The organism is Halomonas sp. JB37, assembly GCF_002332255.1.
GTDB classification, from domain to species: Bacteria; Pseudomonadota; Gammaproteobacteria; order Pseudomonadales; family Halomonadaceae; genus Vreelandella; species Vreelandella casei.
Genome location: NZ_NRGW01000001.1, coordinates 768,074 through 786,936 on the forward strand (window position 1 = coordinate 768,074; position 18,863 = coordinate 786,936).

The 18,863-nt window shown below is 54.6% G+C and carries 12 protein-coding genes; 9 read left to right on the forward strand and 3 right to left on the reverse strand.

What is annotated here, in order from left to right; all coding sequences use genetic code 11:
- Window positions 1-2: 2 nt before the first annotated feature.
- Together CIK78_RS03720 and CIK78_RS03725 are read left to right on the forward strand one after the other, a co-directional pair.
- Entirely contained in the window at window positions 3-2,291 is a 2,289-nt protein-coding gene (locus CIK78_RS03720) for a fimbria/pilus outer membrane usher protein (protein ID WP_176483355.1), read from the forward strand.
- Window positions 2,282-3,289 carry a spore coat U domain-containing protein gene (locus tag CIK78_RS03725; protein WP_096277340.1) on the forward strand — a complete coding sequence of 336 codons (1,008 nt, stop codon included), beginning with the start codon at window positions 2,282-2,284 and terminating at the stop codon, window positions 3,287-3,289. The genes CIK78_RS03720 and CIK78_RS03725 overlap by 10 nt, the downstream gene beginning before the upstream one ends.
- Window positions 3,290-3,315: 26 nt before the next feature.
- On the opposite strand, the gene speB is transcribed toward CIK78_RS03725, so the two are convergent.
- Window positions 3,316-4,218: an agmatinase gene (gene speB, locus CIK78_RS03730; protein WP_096282247.1), complete on the reverse strand. Its 903-nt coding sequence runs from the start codon at window positions 4,216-4,218 to the stop codon at window positions 3,316-3,318.
- 162 nt (window positions 4,219-4,380) lie between these two features.
- Between speB and CIK78_RS03735 the strand changes: the two genes are divergently transcribed.
- From CIK78_RS03735 to katG, 6 genes are all read left to right on the forward strand, one after another.
- Window positions 4,381-5,319 (forward strand): LysR family transcriptional regulator, encoded by a 939-nt coding sequence (locus CIK78_RS03735; RefSeq protein ID WP_096277342.1) that lies wholly within the window; start codon window positions 4,381-4,383, stop codon window positions 5,317-5,319.
- Between the two features lie 156 nt (window positions 5,320-5,475).
- Window positions 5,476-7,047: a Re/Si-specific NAD(P)(+) transhydrogenase subunit alpha gene (locus CIK78_RS03740; protein ID WP_096277344.1), complete on the forward strand. Its 1,572-nt coding sequence runs from the start codon at window positions 5,476-5,478 to the stop codon at window positions 7,045-7,047.
- A 16-nt stretch (window positions 7,048-7,063) separates the two neighbouring features.
- The gene (locus CIK78_RS03745) at window positions 7,064-8,506 is read left to right on the forward strand and encodes an NAD(P)(+) transhydrogenase (Re/Si-specific) subunit beta (protein ID WP_096277346.1); all 1,443 of its coding nucleotides are present in this window, start codon (window positions 7,064-7,066) and stop codon (window positions 8,504-8,506) included.
- Between the two features lie 154 nt (window positions 8,507-8,660).
- Window positions 8,661-10,427, forward strand: a complete 1,767-nt coding sequence (locus tag CIK78_RS03750) for an ABC transporter transmembrane domain-containing protein (protein ID WP_096277349.1) — start codon at window positions 8,661-8,663, stop codon at window positions 10,425-10,427.
- 25 nt (window positions 10,428-10,452) lie between these two features.
- Window positions 10,453-11,457, forward strand: coding sequence for an aldo/keto reductase (locus tag CIK78_RS03755; RefSeq protein ID WP_096277351.1), 1,005 nt, complete (start codon window positions 10,453-10,455; stop codon window positions 11,455-11,457).
- A gap of 230 nt (window positions 11,458-11,687) precedes the next feature.
- The gene (gene katG, locus CIK78_RS03760) at window positions 11,688-13,841 is read left to right on the forward strand and encodes a catalase/peroxidase HPI (protein ID WP_096277353.1); all 2,154 of its coding nucleotides are present in this window, start codon (window positions 11,688-11,690) and stop codon (window positions 13,839-13,841) included.
- A 54-nt stretch (window positions 13,842-13,895) separates the two neighbouring features.
- Here the strand turns inward: katG and CIK78_RS03765 are convergent, their stop codons facing one another.
- Window positions 13,896-16,169, reverse strand: a complete 2,274-nt coding sequence (locus CIK78_RS03765) for a molybdopterin cofactor-binding domain-containing protein (protein ID WP_096277355.1) — start codon at window positions 16,167-16,169, stop codon at window positions 13,896-13,898.
- Between the two features lie 199 nt (window positions 16,170-16,368).
- On the opposite strand from CIK78_RS03765, the gene CIK78_RS03770 reads away from it, so the two are divergent.
- A complete protein-coding gene (locus CIK78_RS03770) occupies window positions 16,369-16,857 on the forward strand; it encodes a MarR family winged helix-turn-helix transcriptional regulator (protein WP_096277357.1) in 489 nt (162 codons plus the stop codon).
- A gap of 8 nt (window positions 16,858-16,865) precedes the next feature.
- Here the strand turns inward: CIK78_RS03770 and CIK78_RS03775 are convergent, their stop codons facing one another.
- Window positions 16,866-18,386: a tripartite tricarboxylate transporter permease gene (locus CIK78_RS03775; RefSeq protein ID WP_226938570.1), complete on the reverse strand. Its 1,521-nt coding sequence runs from the start codon at window positions 18,384-18,386 to the stop codon at window positions 16,866-16,868.
- Window positions 18,387-18,863 lie beyond the last annotated feature (477 nt).

Here is an 18,863-nt window from a genome sequence, read left to right on the forward strand (position 1 = left end):
CAATGCCGGCGCTTAGCCAAACACTTCCAGCGCCTCCTACTGCGGATAATGCCGATACCGTTCAGACGCTATATTTAGAGATCGTTCTCAATCAATACCCTACCCAGAGGGTTATTGCCGTTATCCAGAAAGATGACTCTCTGCTGATTAAGCGTGAATTGTTGATTGATATCGGGTTGCCTGCTGAGCGCTTAGCAGGCCAGGAGGAGGTCATCAATCTAAGTCGTTTGAGCGATGTAGAGGTTCAATATCACAGCCCGACCCAAAGGCTTTACATCAATGTTCCTCCTCACTGGCTATCCCGCCAGTATCACGCCAGCGCACGCACGAATAGTCGTTATCCGTTGCAAGCAAGCCCAGGCGCGTTATTCAATTACGATGCCTACGTTAGCAGTGCTCGGCGAGGAGGCACTACGGCGAGTCTTGGTCATGAGGCACGCCTTTTCGGCACCACGGGAACATTCACCACTACGGGGATTTACCGACAAGCTTTGACGGGTGAAAGCGGCATTAACGAAGGCTATCGACGTTTCGATACCCGCTGGGAGTACGCTGACCAAGAGACAATGGTTCACTACACCGCAGGTGACGTGATAACTCGGCCGCTAGGCTGGACCAACGCAGTGCGCTTAGGGGGAATTCAAATTTCCCGTGATTTCGCTCTTCGGCCGGATCTCGTGACATACCCTCTGCCCGAATTCTCGGGGGAAACGGCGGTTCCTACTACCCTTGATCTATTTATTGATGGAACGCGCCAATCTTCCACGGCATTGGCCCCTGGTCCATTCACTCTAACTAATATGCCAATGGTGACCGGGGCGGGTGAGGCGATAATAGTCACTACGGATAGCCAGGGTCGCCGAGTATCTACTAATCTGCCCTTTTATATTTCTAGTGAATTATTAAGTCCGGGGCTAACTAGTTATAGTGCTAGTGTCGGTGCCCTACGCAAAGACTTTGGCCAGCGCGATTTTGCGTACCGCAATATTGCAGCTACCGGTAGCTATCGCCGTGGTATTAATGACTATTTCACACTCGAGCTTCAGGCAGAGGCAGCCAGCGATGTTTCTACCGCAGGTGCGGGCGGCGCTTTTAAACTATGGCGGCTCGGCACGCTGGAGTCCGCCTATCGGCAGAGTTATAGCGAAGGTATTACAGGAGCATCATATACGACGGGATACCGCTACCGTAGTCGCGGCTTCAATATAGGGCTGCGTCATCAGGTGGAGCAGGCGGAGTTCGTCGACTTAGCCAACAGCATTCAACGTAACTCAAACTATAGAGCACAGCGAGAGATCTCTCAGCTCACCACCGGCCTCAGTTTGGGGCGTTTAGGCTCTTTGGCTGGTGGCTACTTCGATATTAAAACAGATCAAGATAGCCGTTCGCGTCTACTTAATCTGACCTACAGCCGCCCTTTATGGGAGCGTATGCATCTCTCGCTATCGGCTAACCGAGAAGTTGGTGGAGATTGGAGTGCTCTGGCACAAGTCACGTTACCGCTCAGTCGCCGCCCTGGCACGCTGAGCGCTAGCGTTCGCCGAGATGCTGAAGGGGGCATGTCCACTCGCACTCAATATACTCAAACAGCGCCGATACAGGGCGGTTGGGGTTGGAACCTAGCCTATGAGCAACGCAGCTCCGAAAACGACTATCGTCAAGCTGAGTTAGCTTGGCGCGGGGCCGCTACTGAGTTGCGAGGCGGTACTTTCGGTACTCAACAAAATGCCGTGCACTATGCTGATGCCAGGGGCTCACTAGTACGCATGGATAGCCAATGGTTTGCTGCCAACTACGTACGCGACGGATTTGTTGTGGTCAGCACCGATGGCCAACCCGGTGTTCCAGTACGCTACGAGAATCAGTTGGTCGGCAGCACCCGAGACAGCGGCCACCTACTCGTCCCGTGGGCACGCGCCTACTACGCAGGAAAGTATGAGATAGACCCTTTAGTACTGCCCGCTAACCTGAGTGTGGCGCACGTTGAGCAGCGCGTCGCTGTCAATGCAAGAAGCGGCTATTTACTTAATTTTCCGGTTAAGCGCGTCATTGCAGCAACGCTAGTATTAGTCGACTCGCAGGGTGACCCTTTACCTCTCGGTTCCCGTGTCATAACCAACAGCGGTGCAGTTTCGCTAATAGGCTGGGATGGTCAGACCTATTTAGAAAACTTAGAAAGCGCTAATCAACTTCACGTAACGCTGCCCAGCGGCGATAGCTGCGAGCTAAGACTGGCCATTGACGTACTCTCTGATGAAATACACCACCTAGGAAGCCAATTATGTCGTTAGGGAAGCGTGAAGGTACGCCAAAACGGTCTAAATACGGCGGGCTATACGGTTTCGTACTGCTAGCCTTAGCGATTGTTAGTCCTAACGCCTGGGCTTGCACGATAAGTCCAAACATTAGCGCAGCCTTTGGTAGTGTCAATTCTTTTGTTATCGAAAGCTCGCCTCAAAATACCTCGGCTCAACCCAGTGCAGGTGCTGTTTGCCAAGGCGCTTTGCTAGGGCTAGCCGTTACCTCCAACCAGAGGATTCGTGCCACGCTTAACAGCACTAACCAAGGACGGCTGGTTAACATCGAGAATAACGACGCAATTCCTTATCGCATCTTTGCTCTGGCATCACAGAATGAGCAAATGTTCCTCGGTACGGCTTATAACTATTTTAATCCTGTGCTGATTGATCTACTTGGTCTGATTGGTGGCCAAAACATTAATATTCCCATGGAATTTAGAACCTTACCCACTACCAATGTTGCAGCCGGCATGTATACGGACACACTGACCATCAATTGGAATTGGCGAATCTGCGACATTGGATTGTTAGGAATTTGCCTAGCAAGGACGGGTACAGGAACTACTACCATCAATCTTAGTATCATGGTCACTCCTGACTGCGCGATTCAAGCCCCCGACCTGGATTTCGGCAGTGCGCCGCTTGTAGCGGGTTTTGACACAGTCTCTCGCACGATTGACATTACCTGCACGAAAGGCAGTGACTATTCAGTTGGGTTAAGCGACGGGCAGCATGCCGCGGGTAACGTGCGACGAATGGAAGGCGGCGGCCAATACCTTAATTACCAGCTTTACAAAGGAACGACTGGTAACAGCCGCTGGGGAAATGGTGGCAGCGAACGACGCGCCTCGTCGACAGCCGATACAAACCCTGGCACGCCGAGCGGCAGCTCTCAAGGTTTTACTTATCGTGCCGAGATACTGCCGGGACAAAGCACGCCACCGGCTGGCACCTATACCGATATGATTATTGTTGATGTTGCGTTCTAAGTCGCTTTTGCCCAGGAGCCCCGCAATCAAGCGCCCTTAGACGACGCTAACGTGTACAAAAACTCTAATCCCAGCGTGGCGGCGGCGAGCGAAGTAATGTCGCCGTGGTCATAAGCGGGATTAACCTCCACCACGTCCATGCCGATTAAATCCATACCGACCATGCCGCGGATGACTTTCAACATTAAGTCAGTCGACATACCGCCGCAAACGGGCGTGCCGGTGCCGGGGGCGTAGGCGGGGTCGAGACCATCAATGTCCAAACTAACGTAGGCCGGGTGATGGCCAACGCGGGCGCGTATACGTTCTAGCACCGCAGCAGGGCCGTGGTCGTTGACCCAGTCAGCATCCAGCACTTCATAAGGATGGTTGCGGCGGTCGTAGCTGGTGCGGATACCAATTTGCAGCGAGTGCTCAGGCACGACCAGGCCTTCTTTTAGGGCGTGGTGAAAAATGGTGCCGTGATCAAAGCGCGTGCCTTGCTCGTAAGTGTCAGTGTGAGCATCGAAATGAATCAGTGCTAACGGGCCGTGTACCCGAGCATGGGCGCGCAGCAGTGGCAGGCTAATGTAATGATCGCCGCCAAGTGTCAGCATTTTTTTACCCGCGCTTAGCCAGCGATGGGCATGACTTTCCAGATTGTCTACCAGGCTTTCTGGCTCGCCATACGCATAGTCAACGTTGCCGGCATCGCACACGCTTAGGCGTTCTTCTAGCGCAAAGTCCCACGGCCAGCGTTTGCCTTCCCAGATTAAATTAGCGGTGCTTTGACGAATAGTATTTGGCCCCATGCGGGTGCCGGCACGGCCCGAACAGGCAAGGTCAAAAGGTACGCCACTTACCACGACATCGGCGTCGGTTGCCTTGGGGTCCGTCGCTTTTGCTACGCCCATAAAGGTAGAAATCACATCGCCATAGAGGCTGGGCATCGTTTGTGCAGACATTGCGTGGTGGTGAGTCACCGGTGTGCTTCTCCTTATGGTCAGGAAATCGCTGATAGTCGCGAATGGGGCAGACGATAAGGAATAATTGGTAATAATTTAAATGAATGTTTAGAATTTAATCATTCATAAAATGAATAGTAGTCATTTATGCGATCGTTCCGCCATTTCGACCTTAACCTGCTACTGGTCTTTGAGACGCTGATGCGCGAGCGCCACGTTACTCGGGCGGCAGAAGCGCTCTATCTCAGCCAGCCAGCGCTGAGCCACGCGCTTAAGCGCCTGCGTGAGTCGCTGGGCGACCCGCTGTTTGTGCGCACAGAAAACGGCATGCAGCCAACCCCACGCGCACTGGCGCTATTGCCCGTCGTGCAGCAGGCGCTGGCGCTACTTCGTGAGGGCCTTGCGCCGCCTGCCGTATTTTCGCCGGACGAGAGCACGCGGCGCTTTACGCTTGCCACCACGGATTACTTTGAAGAGGTGATGTACCCGCCTTTTCTTAGCCAGCTATTGGCCTATGCGCCGGGCATTAGCTTTTCAATTGAGTTGATTACCCCTGATGTATTAAGTGAAGGTCTTGAACAACGCCATGTCGACATGGTGGTAGGATTGGATAGCCAAAGCGCGCTGCCTAGTGGCGTAATACAAACGCCCTGGATGGATGAGGAGCTGGTCTGTTTGGCGGCGACTCACAATAAGCGCATAGGGGAGGCGTTAGATATCGTGCAATTTGCCCGCGAAAGACATGTGGAGCTGACCGATATCAGCGGCCTGCGCCCCAGTAACATTGACAGCTGTTTGGTGCAGCACGGCTTAACGCGGCATGTGATTTCTAAGAATCTCAACTATATCGCCGCCGCACGGGTGGTGGCGCTAACAGAGGCGGTCATGACGCTCCCACGGCAAATGGCTGAACGGTTTGTCGATATGCTGCCGGTACGCTTAGTGGAACCACCTCAGGAATTGCCAGCGTTAAAAATGACCCTGATCCAGCATGGGCTCTATGCCAGCGATCCGGCCATTGCCTGGCTTTATCAGCAGCTTATGACGTTTGCTCAGGCATTCAGCCACCGGCCTTCTGCGGCTTAATAAAAGAAATATTAGCTTTTAATGTTGTCCTGACAAGATTAAAGACGGTTGAAAGAAAACTAGCCGTCAGTAATGATGCTATGCCTTGAGCGGAATGTGCGTTGCATTACGTTCATTTAAGGGGCGCTGTAGACAATTAATAAAAGGAGAACGCCAGTGAAAATAGGCGCACCGAAGGAGAGTGCCCGGGGAGAAGCGCGTGTAGCGCTAACCCCTGAGAGCGCAAAGCAGATCCAGAAACTAGGCCATGAGTGCCTAGTTGAAACTGGCGCAGGCCTTGCTGCGGGCTTTAATGACGACACTTATCGCGATGCTGGTGTGACGGTGGTGGACGGGCCTGAGGCGCTCTGGCGTGATGCTGAGGTGGTCATTAAAGTCCGCGAGCCCTCTGATGAAGAGGCCGAACGCCTGCGTGAAGGTCAAACACTGATTGCCTTCTTCTGGCCGGCCCAAAATGAAGCGCTGCTAGAGAAGTGTAAGGCCCAGGGCGCGACCGTTGTGGCGATGGATATGGTGCCGCGTATTTCGCGTGCCCAGAAGATGGATGCGCTCTCTTCCATGGCCAATATCGCGGGCTATCGCGCGGTGATTGAGGCGGGCAATAACTTTGGCCGCTTCTTTACCGGCCAAGTGACTGCCGCGGGCAAAGTGCCACCGGCTAAGGTGCTTGTGATTGGCGCGGGCGTGGCGGGGTTGGCCGCGATTGGTACAGCCACCAGTCTGGGCGCAGTCGTCCGTGCGTTTGACGTGCGCCCCGAAGTGTCTGAGCAGATCGAATCCATGGGCGCGGAGTTCGTGTTCCTTGATTTTGAGGATAGCCAGGACGGTTCTGAAAGCGGTGGTTACGCATCACCTTCAAGCCCTGAGTTCCGCGAAAAGCAGCTTGAATGCTTCCGTGAGCAGGCTCTCGATGTCGATATCGTCATCACTACCGCACTGATCCCCGGCAAGCCCGCGCCCAAGCTTTGGCTGGACGATATGGTCGCGGCCATGAAACCAGGCTCGGTGATTATTGATCTAGCCGCCGAAAAAGGCGGCAACTGCGATCTCACCAAGCCTGACGAGCGCGTGGTCAGCGATAACGGCGTAATAGTGATCGGCTACACCGATTTCCCATCGCGCATGGCAACGCAATCATCCTTGCTCTACGCCACCAATATTCGCCATATGCTGACGGATCTAACGCCTGAAAAAGAAGGCGTGATTAATCACAATATGGATGACGATGTGATTCGTGGCGCTACGGTGACGCATCAGGGCGAAATCACCTTCCCACCGCCGCCGCCCAAAGTGAAAGCGATTGGTGCGGCTAAGCCGAAGAAAAAAGAGAAAGAGCCCACGCCTGAAGAGAAAAAAGCCGCCGAGATTGCCGGCTTTAAAGCGCAAACCACGCGCCAAGTGGGGCTGTTGGCCATCGGTGGCGCGTTGATGCTGCTGCTCGGTCAGGTCGCGCCTGTTTCCTTTATGCAGCACTTTATTGTCTTTGTATTAGCCTGCTTTATCGGTTTCCAGGTGATTTGGAAAGTAAGCCACTCGCTGCACACGCCGTTGATGGCGGTGACCAATGCGATTTCGGGCATCATTATTTTGGGGGCGATTCTGCAGATTGGTTCCGGCAGCGCAGTGGTTAGCGTATTGGCGGCAATCTCAGTGCTTATCGCGTCAATTAACATCGTGGGTGGCTTCCTGGTGACACGCCGGATGCTGGCCATGTTCCAAAAATCCTAAGCGGCGGAGAGACGATATGTTGGGTCAAGGATTCGTATCTGCCGCGGCAATCGCGGCAAGCGTACTATTTATTTTGTCGCTAGGCGGCTTAAGTAACCAAGAAAAAGCTAAACGCGCCGTGTGGTACGGCATCGTCGGTATGGCATTGGCGGTGTTTTTCACCGCCTTTGGGCCAGGCATTGGCGGCTACTGGTGGCTGATTCCGATGATGCTGATCGGCGCAGGGATTGGCGCTTATGTCGCGGGCAAGGTCGAGATGACCGAAATGCCCCAGCTAGTCGCCGCACTGCATAGTTTTGTGGGCTTGGCTGCGGTACTCGTGGCGTGGGGCGCCGATTTAGAACGCCGTCGGGTAATGGCCGCGCGGGCCGCTGAGGCCTCGCTGGATCAGTTCTCCGCGTTTGCGGCGCTGGTCGCTACCAAAGCCCCTGACGAGCTGATGTTTCTGCAGGTTGAGGTAGTGCTGGGCATCTTTATCGGCGCAGTGACCTTTACCGGCTCGGTGATTGCGTTTGGTAAGCTGGCGGGCAAAATCGATGGCAAACCCCGTCAACTGCCCGGTGGGCATTTGCTCAATGCGGGCGCGGCGGTGCTGTCGCTGCTGTTAGCCATTCTTTACCTGAACGGTGCCGGCTTCTGGACGCTGATACTGTTAGCAGCGCTGGCATTCTTTATCGGCTATCACCTGATCATGGGGATTGGCGGGGCGGATATGCCGGTGGTGGTGTCGATGCTCAACAGCTACTCCGGCTGGGCGGCGGCGGCTATCGGCTTTACGCTCTCCAACGACCTGCTGATTGTGACGGGTGCGCTGGTAGGTTCATCGGGTGCGATTCTCTCCTACATCATGTGTAAAGCGATGAACCGCAAGTTCATCAATGTGATCTTAGGCGGTTTTGGCGGTAAGCAAGGGCCCGCGGCGGAGATTGAAGGCGAGCAGGTGGCCATTGATGCAGGCGGCGTAGCGAGTGCCCTGAATGATGCTGATAGCGTCATTATTGTGCCGGGTTACGGCATGGCCGTGGCTCAAGCACAAAGCGCGGTGAGTGATTTAGTGCGTAAGCTGCGCGCGTCGGGTAAAACCGTTCGCTTTGGTATTCACCCGGTGGCCGGGCGCTTGCCAGGGCATATGAACGTGCTGCTGGCTGAAGCCAAAGTGCCCTATGATATCGTGCTAGAAATGGATGAAATTAACGATGACTTCGCCTCTACAGATGTGGTGATCGTGATTGGCTCCAACGATATCGTTAACCCCGCGGCTGAAGAAGACCCGAATAGCCCCATTGCCGGTATGCCGGTGCTTAAAGTGTGGGAGGCGAAGCAGGTATTTGTCAGCAAGCGCGGCCAGGGTACTGGTTATTCCGGCATTGAAAATCCGCTGTTCTTCAAAGATAACACGCGGATGTTCTATGGGGATGCGCGCGATAGTCTCAATACGTTGCTGCCGTTGATTGATTAGGTTCAGGCGAAGACGTTAAGCGGCGTTAATCCGCCATTAGCTGCGTCAGTCTGCACGTAAGCCCGCGATTATTCGCGGGCTTTTTTGTGCTGTGCAGGCCATTGCCACTCCTGCTATGGTCATTAGCCGCCTTGGCTGCTGAGCGCTCACTATTATGAATCAACGTTCTAACCCCCGTGTTCTGCTGCGTTTGCTGGGACTCCTTCGCCCATACCGGCTACGGTTAGCATTGGCTGGCCTGGCGCTGATACTGGCCTCTGGCAGTGTGCTGCTGCTGGGTAATGGGCTGCGCTTAGTGATTGATCGCGGCTTTATCGGGGCCGATGAGCGGGCCCTCGCGCAGGCATTGGCCTTGATGCTCGTCGTTGTGGCCGTGCTGGCGCTGGCATCTGCACTGCGCTATTACCAAGTGACCTGGATTGGCGAACGCTTGGCTGCCGATCTTCGCCTGCGCGTGTTTGACCATTTACTTTCCCTCGAGCCCAGCTTCTTTGAAAGCGCGAGCGAAGGACGTGCTGCCGGTGAAATTGCCTCTCGGCTGACCGCGGATACCAGCGTGCTACAGAGCTTGTTTGGCTCCTCCGTATCGCTGGCGCTACGTAATGCCGTGATGTTAATCGGTGCGGTGGTATTAATGCTGATCACTCAGCCTTGGCTTTCGGCGCTGGTGCTGATTGGCATTCCCGCCACGCTGCTGCCCATTGTGTGGTACGGCCGTCGAGTGCGGCGACTATCGCGTACCAGCCAAGACCGCGTGGCCGAACTTGGTCGCTATGCGGAGGAGGCGCTGAGCGGTATCCAAACGCTTCAGGCCTTTACCCATGAAGCGGAGGATAAGCGTCACTATGGCCAGCGTGTCGAGCAGGCGTTTGGCAGTGCCGTAGAGCGCACGCAGCAGCGCGCCTGGCTGACGGGTATTGCCATGCTGGTCGTGTTTACGGCCGTTGGGCTGATGCTCTGGCAGGGTGGCCAAGCGGTATTAGCAGGCACCATGAGCGCCGGCGAGCTATCGGCGTTTATTTTCTACGCCGTGCTGGCAGCAGGCTCTATTGCCACGCTTGCCGAAGTGGCGGGCGATGTGCAGCGTGCAGCAGGGGCCGCTGAGCGGCTACTGGAATTACTCGATACGCCGCCCGCTATCCAGTCGCCTATAAGCCCTCAAGCGTTACCCAATCCACCGCGTGGCGAGATTAGATTAGAGAACGTTAGCTTCGTCTATCCCGGTAGAACGACGCCAGCGCTCGAGGCGTTTGATTTACATATTCAGCCAGGAGAGCGAGTGGCTATTGTCGGCCCCTCGGGAGCGGGGAAAAGCACGCTGCTGGCACTGCTGCTGCGTTTTTATGACCCTAGCCAAGGGCATGTTTCCCTCGATGGCCTTGATATCCGTCGCTTAGATCTGAGTGCTTTGCGCAGTGCCATCGGGCTTGTGGCCCAAGAGCCGGTGCTGTTTAGCGGCTCGGTAGCGGACAATCTTCGCTATGGCGACGCCGAGGCTGATCTTGGCAAATTACGGGGCGCCGCTCAGGATGCCAGCGCGCTTGCGTTTATCGAGGCGCTGCCCCAGGGCTTTGATACGCCGTTGGGGCCGGGGGGCGTGCAGCTTTCCGGTGGCCAGCGTCAGCGGCTCGCTATTGCCCGAGCGTTACTAAAAAATCCCGCCGTGCTGTTGCTGGATGAAGCCACCAGCGCCTTGGATGCCGAAAGCGAACGGCTTGTACAGCAGGCGCTGGATCGGCTGATGGTAGGGCGCACCAGCATCGTGATCGCCCACCGGCTCGCCACGGTCATCGCGGCAGATCGATTACTGGTGCTGGATGGCGGGCGACTCGTTGCGGCGGGCACGCACGCTGAGTTAATCACCAACAGCCCGCTCTACCGTCATTTAGCCGCATTGCAGTTTGGCGGTGAAACGTTATAAAACTGTTTTAAAGCCGGGAGTTCCTATGTCGAGTTTTTTCCAACGTCTTAATGCTGTTAATGCCCCTTCGATTGGGCTTGGCTGCATGAATCTTTCCCATGGTTACGGCAGCATCGTGCCTGAAAGTGCCGCCCTGCGAGCGCTTGATGAGGCCTTTGATATGGGCTATCGCCATTTTGATACTGCCACTCTGTACGGCGGCACGGCCAATGAGCGTTTGGTCGGACGAGCTCTCGAAGGCAAGCGGCATCAGCTCTTTCTAGCCAGTAAATGTGGTATGGCGATGGACCCTGAGTCAGGCAAGCGAGTGATTGACGGCCGCCCGGCAACATTGCGCAAACAGTGCGAAGCGAGCCTTGCGCGGCTGCGTACCGACCATTTAGATCTCTACTACCTGCATCGCTTGGATCGCCAAGTCCCCGTTGAAGAGAGCGTAGGCGCGCTAGGGCGCTTGATGGAAGAGGGCAAAATTGGTGGTGTGGGATTGTCTGAAGTTTCTGCGCTAACCTTGCGCCGCGCGGTGGCTGAATACCCCATTGCCGCGGTGCAGTCGGAATACTCGCTGTGGACGCGTAATCCTGAAATCGCGCTGATTGATGCGTGCCGTGAAGCAGGCACGGCCATGGTCGCGTTTAGCCCTTTGGGGCGAGGCTTTTTAGCCGGGGCCATTAACGACCCCGCACGCCTTGAAGAGGGCGATATGCGTCGTAATATGCCGCGCTTTAGTGCCGAGAACTATCCGCACAATGTCGCGCTGTTTGAACGCCTTGCGACGTTGGCGAGAGCATTAAGTGTCACGCCAGGGCAGCTGGCGCTTGCGTGGTTGCAGGCAAAAGGCAGCGACATTATCCCTATTCCGGGCACGCGTACACCTGCCCACATGCGCGAAAACTTAGCAGCACAAACGCTGCGCCTTGATGACATCACCCTGACACAGCTGGATGCCATGATGACGCCAGACCAAGTGGCAGGTGCCCGCTACGGCGACGCTCAGCAAGCCGATATCGACACCGAAGAATTCACAGCGTAGCGGCAGCTAGCGGAAGTTGATAACGTAAAATAGCTAAAAGCTATTATCAATTTAATAAAAAGCAAATTGTGACTATGACCGTTCTGCTTTAAAACAGAGCTAGGTGAAAGTGCTGGGTAAGCGCATTACATTTCTTACGCACAATACTAGCGTGAGCAAGCTCACGGTCAGTTGACTTGGTCGTCGGTCAGACGAGCGCCACCAAGGCACAAGCAATAAGGGAGAAAGCTATGAGTGGTAAATGTCCTGTTATGCATGGTGGGAACACCTCTACGGGCACGTCGAATAACGACTGGTGGCCTGAAGGGATTAATCTGGATATTTTGCATCAGCATGACCGCAAAACGAATCCGATGGATGCTGATTTTGACTACCGGGAAGAGGTCAGAAAACTCGATTTTGACGCACTGAAGCAAGATGTTCATGCGCTAATGACCGACAGCCAGTCTTGGTGGCCAGCCGATTGGGGCCACTACGGCGGCCTGATGATTCGTATGGCATGGCATTCTGCGGGCACCTATCGCCTTGCCGACGGCCGTGGTGGCGGTGGTACCGGCAGCCAACGTTTTGCACCGCTCAACTCCTGGCCGGACAACGTCAGCCTTGATAAAGCGCGCCGTCTACTATGGCCAATCAAGAAAAAGTACGGCAACAAAATTAGCTGGGCCGACCTGATGATTCTGGCCGGCACGGTGGCTTATGAGTCCATGGGCCTTCCTTCCTACGGCTTTTCGTTTGGCCGTGAAGACGTCTGGCATCCGGAAAAAGATATTTACTGGGGCAATGAGAAAGAGTGGCTGGCGCCTTCTGATGAGCGTTACGGCGACGTTGAAAAGCCTGAAACCATGGAAAACCCCCTAGCCGCGGTGCAAATGGGGCTTATCTATGTAAACCCCGAAGGCGTTAACGGCGTGCCCGATCCGCTTAAAACGGCTCAGCAGGTGCGTGAAACCTTCGCTCGTATGGCTATGAACGATGAAGAAACCGCCGCGCTCACCGCCGGTGGTCACACCGTAGGTAAATGTCACGGCAATGGTGATGCGGGGGCGCTCAGTGCCGTGCCCGAAGGATCATCGGTTGAGAGCCAGGGGTTTGGCTGGGGTAATCCGGCCATGGGCGGCAAGGCAAGCAATGCCGTGAGCTCTGGTATTGAAGGCGCCTGGACGACCAACCCTACGCAGTTCGATATGGGCTATTTCGACCTGCTGTTTGGCTATGAGTGGGAACTGAAGAAGAGCCCGGCCGGCGCCCACCAGTGGGAGCCCATGAATATCAAAGAAGAAGATAAGCCGGTTGATGCCAGCGATCCCTCTGTTCGTCGCAACCCGATCATGACCGATGCAGACATGGCGATGAAGATGGATCCGACTTACCGGGCGCTGTGTGAAAAATTCATGGCGGACCCGGCGTATTTCCAAAAGACCTTCGCCAAAGCGTGGTTCAAGCTTACCCACCGTGACCTAGGCCCGAAAGCGCGTTATATCGGCCCGGAAGTGCCTGCCCAAGACCTGATCTGGCAAGATCCGATTCCGGCGGGCAATACCGATTACAGCGAAGAAGTGGCTAAGCAGAAAATCGCCGAAAGCGGCCTGAATATCAGCGAGATGGTTAGCACTGCGTGGGACAGCGCGCGGACTTACCGTGGCTCTGACATGCGTGGCGGTGCCAACGGTGCTCGCATTCGCTTAGCGCCCCAGAAAGACTGGGAAGGCAACGAGCCTGCGCGTCTCGCCAAAGTGCTGGCAGTATACGAGCAGGTTTCGGCCGACACCGGTGCCAGCCTTGCCGACGTGATTGTTCTGGCCGGCAGTGTGGCGATCGAAAACGCCGCTAAAGCAGCAGGTTATGATGTTCGCGTGCCCTTCCTGAAAGGACGTGGCGATGCCTCTGCTGAGATGACCGACGGTGAATCGTTTGAGCCGCTAGAGCCGCTGGCAGACGGGTTCCGCAACTGGCAGAAGAAAGACTATGCAGTGAAGCCCGAAGAGCTGCTGCTGGACCGCGCCCAGTTGATGGGGCTTACAGGTCCCGAAATGACCGTGCTGATCGGTGGAATGCGCGTACTGGGCACCAACTACGGCGGTACTCAGCAAGGTGTATTTACCCACCGTGAAGGCCAGTTGACCAATGACTTCTTCGTCAACTTGACGGACATGGGTAATACCTGGAAGCCGGTAGGTAAAAATGCCTACGAGATTCGCGACCGTCAAACGGACGCTCTCAAATGGACTGCTTCGCACATTGACCTAGTGTTTGGCGCTAACTCGGTTCTGCGTTCCTACGCAGAAGTGTATGCCCAGGACGATAACGGCGAGAAGTTCGTGAAAGATTTTGTCGTAGCTTGGACGAAAGTGATGAACGCGGATCGATTTGATATCGCTTAATCACGACGAGGTTTAATTCGCTTTGCCAAGCCCGAATCTAGAATGCGGGCTTTTTTATTGTGGCAGTAAAGCCGATTTTAGCGTCTCGCGAACTGTGTCAGGGGTAAAAGGAGGGTGAGTAAAGCGTACGCCTGTTGCATCGAAGAGCGCGTTAGCAATCGCGGGAGCACCGGGTAGTGATGTGGATTCTCCTACGCCTAATGGCGGCAGTTCCGGGCGATCAAGCAGCATGACATCAATTGCTGGAAGATCAGAAAAACGCAGCACTGGATATCCGCCCCATTCCCTGCTGGTGGGTAGGCTATCTTCAAAGGTGACGCGTTCTTTTAAGGTGCGGCTTAGCATCTGAATGACATTGCCATGTACCTGATGGCGAACGCCGGCAGGATTCACCATTAGGCCCGCATCCTGCCCTACGAATAGCCGTTCCACGACAATACGTCCGCTCTTCGTATTCACTTTAAGCTCGACAACCCAGGCGGCGAGTGCCGCGCCAAAGCCTGGAAATTTACTGTGCACGTATTGCGCATAAGCGAAGCCACGGCCATAGCACCAGTCAGCGTCTTTTTTCGGATTTTTATTGGCGACACCTGCTTTCCAGTTCGCACGCTGCACGAGCGCTTCAATAAGCTCGCAGGCGCGGACATCAGGCAAGTTGCGCAATCGGTAGGCGACGGGATCTTCGTTTGCCAAGCTGGCCAGTTCATCAATGTAGCTTTCATGAGCGAAGGTGTTGGGTAATGCCGAGACGCCGCGTAGCCAAGAGGCGCGCACAAGCGTTGGCACGTCGTCACAAATGATTTGCCGATGAGGGTAATGATAGGGCGGCACTGATGTTCGGTCGCCCATTTCAAAGGGGATATCGATCGGCGGCGTTGTACCTGTCAGAAGCAGCGCCAGTGTCGGTGCACTGTTAGAAGGATAGCGTGAGCTAAAACGATAGTCTGCTGGGCTACCGTCTGTGTTCAGCCCGCCCTCAATAGCCATGTACTGAGCGGCTCCTTTAGGCTCCCACGTGTGTTCTTGCTCGCGCGTTAACTGCACGCGAACAGGGCGGCCGACTGCCTGGGAAAGAAGCGCGGCGTCTGCGCCCACATCGTCAGCGCAGTTGCGGCCATAGCAGCCCGACGTCTCCATGCGAGTGACGGTAATGACGCTCTCATCTAAGCCGGTTAGGCGCGCTAAGTCTGCACGCAAACTATGTGGATTCTGTGTTCCCGACCAGACGTGAAGCGCGCCAGCTTTAGCATCAGCCACTGAGCAAGAAGGGCCGATCGAGCCATGCAGTTGAAAAGGCCAAACATAGCTGCGATTGAGCTGCTGGCTGGCCGCGCTAAGCGCGCTATCTAGATCACCCTCGTCGATAAGCATGCGCTGCTTGCTGGGTAAATCCAGTAGCGCTTGCTCAATATTGTCCAGTTGGGGAAGCCCTTCGATCGGGCGCCACTCAACTTTAAGCTGTTTAGCAGCGGCGGCGGCTTGTTCTTCACGCTCAGCGACGACACCGACAAAATCCCCTATCACCACAACGCTAATCAGGCCGGGCAAATGAGCGACAGAGCTTTTATCAACGGCTATCAAGCTAGTGCCGATAAACGCGCCGTTATCGTGACCTACATAAGGGGGGCGGATCACTCGGCCATGCAGCATGTTGGGAAGGCGGAAGTCATGGACGAAGGTTAATTTGCCCGTGACTTTGTCAGGGATATCAACACGAGCCATGGCTCGACCCACTAGCGTGTAATCGCTGGCGGGCTTGAGTGGTGCGCGATCATCTAGCTTCAACGCATGGCGTGCACCATTTAGCAATACTCCAAAGCTTATCGGCGGGTGATGCTTGTCGTTGGGCTGGATAGTACTGTTGAAATGAATAGCGCCGTGTTGGCAACTGAGTAGGGAGCGCTCGACGCCAAAGTGTTTGGCAGCCAGTGTGAGCAAATATTCGCGTGCCTGTGCCGCGGCACGGCGCAGAGGTTCCGCGGTAATCTGAATCGTCGCACTGGCGATGGTGGGCCCTTGGTTGGGCACATCAAAGGGGTTTCCGAGCACCATGGTGACACTATCGAACGCCGTACTCAGCTCTTCCGCTACGATTTGTGCCAGTGACGTGCGTATGCCGGTGCCGAGATCTACGTGTCCGTTGAACGCCACGATATGGCTATCGCTCAAGATGGCGATGAATATCTCGGGCTCAATGGGTGTGAAAAGAGAAAGCGTGCCAGGTTGACCGGGAGCTGGTTTGGGCGGCGTTATAGGGTCTCTATAGACAACCAGAAGATCTGGCTCATGCAGCAGTGACTGTCTTGTATAGTTTGATTTATCCGCCATAACCGCTTCCAAAGCTATCTTTTAAATTAATGTAATTGAGGTGATGAACTGGCGATAATTAAGGTAAAATTATAGCGTGTACGCCATAAAAGCATGGTGAATTGTTCTCACGCAAGCAGTATTTTGTGGGCTGCTACGTGCCCCTTATCATCAGTGCCATACTCAGTACATCTCGGCGCCAATACATTAAGGATATTGAATGACAACGGATAGTGCGCTTCATCATTCGTCGGCCGGTGAGCATCCTACGCCTTCAGAGCAAGGCTATGATTTTTCAGAACAAGTGGGGCACCTGCTACGCAAAGCCTATCAGCGCCACACGGCTATTTTTCAGCGATACAGTAGCGATAAACAGTTAACGGCGATCCAGTTCGTGACGCTGTGCACGGTCATGGAACGTGGTCCCAGCTCGTTAACTGATATCGTCAATGTCACAGCGATAGACCCGGCGACGATCCGTGGCGTTATTAAACGCCTCAAAGTACGTGATTGGATCTCGCTGACCACGGACCCTAATGATCAGCGAAAAGTGATGGTCGTCATCACTGAGTTGGGCGCTGAGCTGGTCGAAAATATGGTACCCAGCGCCAAGCAAATCAGCGATCAGACCATGCAAAACCTCAATCCTGCAGAGCGCGTTGCGCTGATGCATCTGCTTGAAAAAATGAATGCGGATACCGCCTCCTAATTGTTTACTCAAAAAGGTGTCTTAAATCGCTGAATATCGCTTTTTAGTCGAACCCACAGCGGGGCTAATAAAGGTAGAGCGATAGCAAAGGCCGATAGAGCGAATAGGCCCATGGCTATAGGGCTATGCAGGAAAATATCCCAAGAGCCGCGACCCAAGATAAGACTACGCCGCAGATTTTCTTCCAATAGAGGTCCTAAAATAAGGCCGAAAGCTAGTGGTGCGCTAGGCAGAGATAGTAGGTGCAGCAGGTACCCCAATGCCCCAAAAAACAGCATGATATAAACATCGGCCATACTGTTACGGATGGCATAGGCACCGACAACGCAAAGTAGCGCAATGCCGATGAGCAATATATGGGAAGGTATGCGCAGAATTAAGGGCAGCCAGCGCATCAACAGAATGCCAATGATGAGTGTTAGCAACAGCGCAATCAGAAACCCTGCATAGATGCTAGAAACAAATTCTGGATTTTCGGAAAATAGCATCGGTCCAGGGCGTAAACCATGAATCAAGAGCGATCCCATCAACACCGCCGTTATGGCATCTCCCGGTACGCCTAATGTCATCATAGGGATTAAGGTGCCACCAATACTTGAGCTATTTGCCGCCTCAGGTGCCACCACTCCCTCTATCGCTCCCTGCCCAAATTGTTCGGGGTGTTTGGAAAAACGCACCTCTTGAGCGTAGGCAATCGCGACGGCGATAGCGGATCCAGCGGCAGGAATGGCACCAACAAAGGCGCCAATCAATGAGCCCCGTAGCATCGATTTCCAGCTTTTGATCAGGGTTCGCACTTTCAGCCTAGTGCGCTGCGTTGCAGCCATGCTGATGGCAGGTGCTGTCTGGTTGGAAGCATGGAGATGTTTCAGTACCTCACCTAGGCCAAACAGACCCACGCATAGCGGTACCAGTTCGATTCCTCCCTGCAAGGCACTCGTATCGAAAGTGAAGCGTGGGACATCGGTCAAAGTATCGAAACCAACCATGCCGCATATCAATCCAATCGCACCTACCAGCAAGCCTCGAACGGTCGTGCCGGGGGATGCATACGCCAGCAGTACTAGCCCGAAGACCGCCACGGCGGCGAATTCTGGGCTTCGAAAACTCATAGCGACATTTGCAAGCAGAGGGGCCGTAATCACCAGAAGTCCCAAGCCGAAGGCACCACCAACGGTAGAGGCAATGAGTGCATAAGTAAGCGCTTCCCTGGCCTTGCCTGCTTTAGCCATTGGGTGGCCATCTAGCTGAGTCACAATGGCGCCCGGAGTGCCTGGAATATTGATCAAAATAGCTGAAATTGAGCCCCCGTAGACGCTAGCTACGAAGACACAAAGCAGAAACAGAATTGCAAGATGTGCATCCATGCTGAAGCTGAGTGGTAGCAGAATAGCCAGGGCCATAGTGGAACTAACGCCTGGCAGTGCTCCCAGAATGATGCCCAGTAGTGCACCCAGAGCCGCAAGAGATAGTCCCCAGGGTGATAGAAGCGTACTTATCAGAGTGGTAATAAAGCTTTCAATCAGCATGATTGGCTCCTGAGTTCAGGTATCACAAAGGGACATCAAGCAGCGTGATAAAGATGAGATATAAGGTGAGGCAAAGCAGGCTTGATATTAGGCAGCCGAAGAGAGTTGCCTGAGTGATTCGGTGAGTTCTTCGATAACCTAGCCAGACCAGCCACGGTAACGCCATAGCCACAACCGCCGGTAAGAAGCCAAGCCATTGAATGACGCTAGGCAGTATAGCTAGCGATGCTAGCAGCGCCGCGGCATGCAAGTGTTGGCTGATGTTTAATGATGACTTTTTAGACGGTTTTGCACATGTTTCTGAATACGCGGGTCGCATGCTTTGGCGGGAATGCTTTATATACTGCACCCATCGCCACAGGCCCTTCGCCATAATAAGGCTGCCGCCGATGAGCATCAGACCTAGAGTGACCAGGGGCAGTAAGGCGGGACCGGGGTCTAGCCCTTGGTTTAGACTGTCCATCAGGGCGGTGCTGT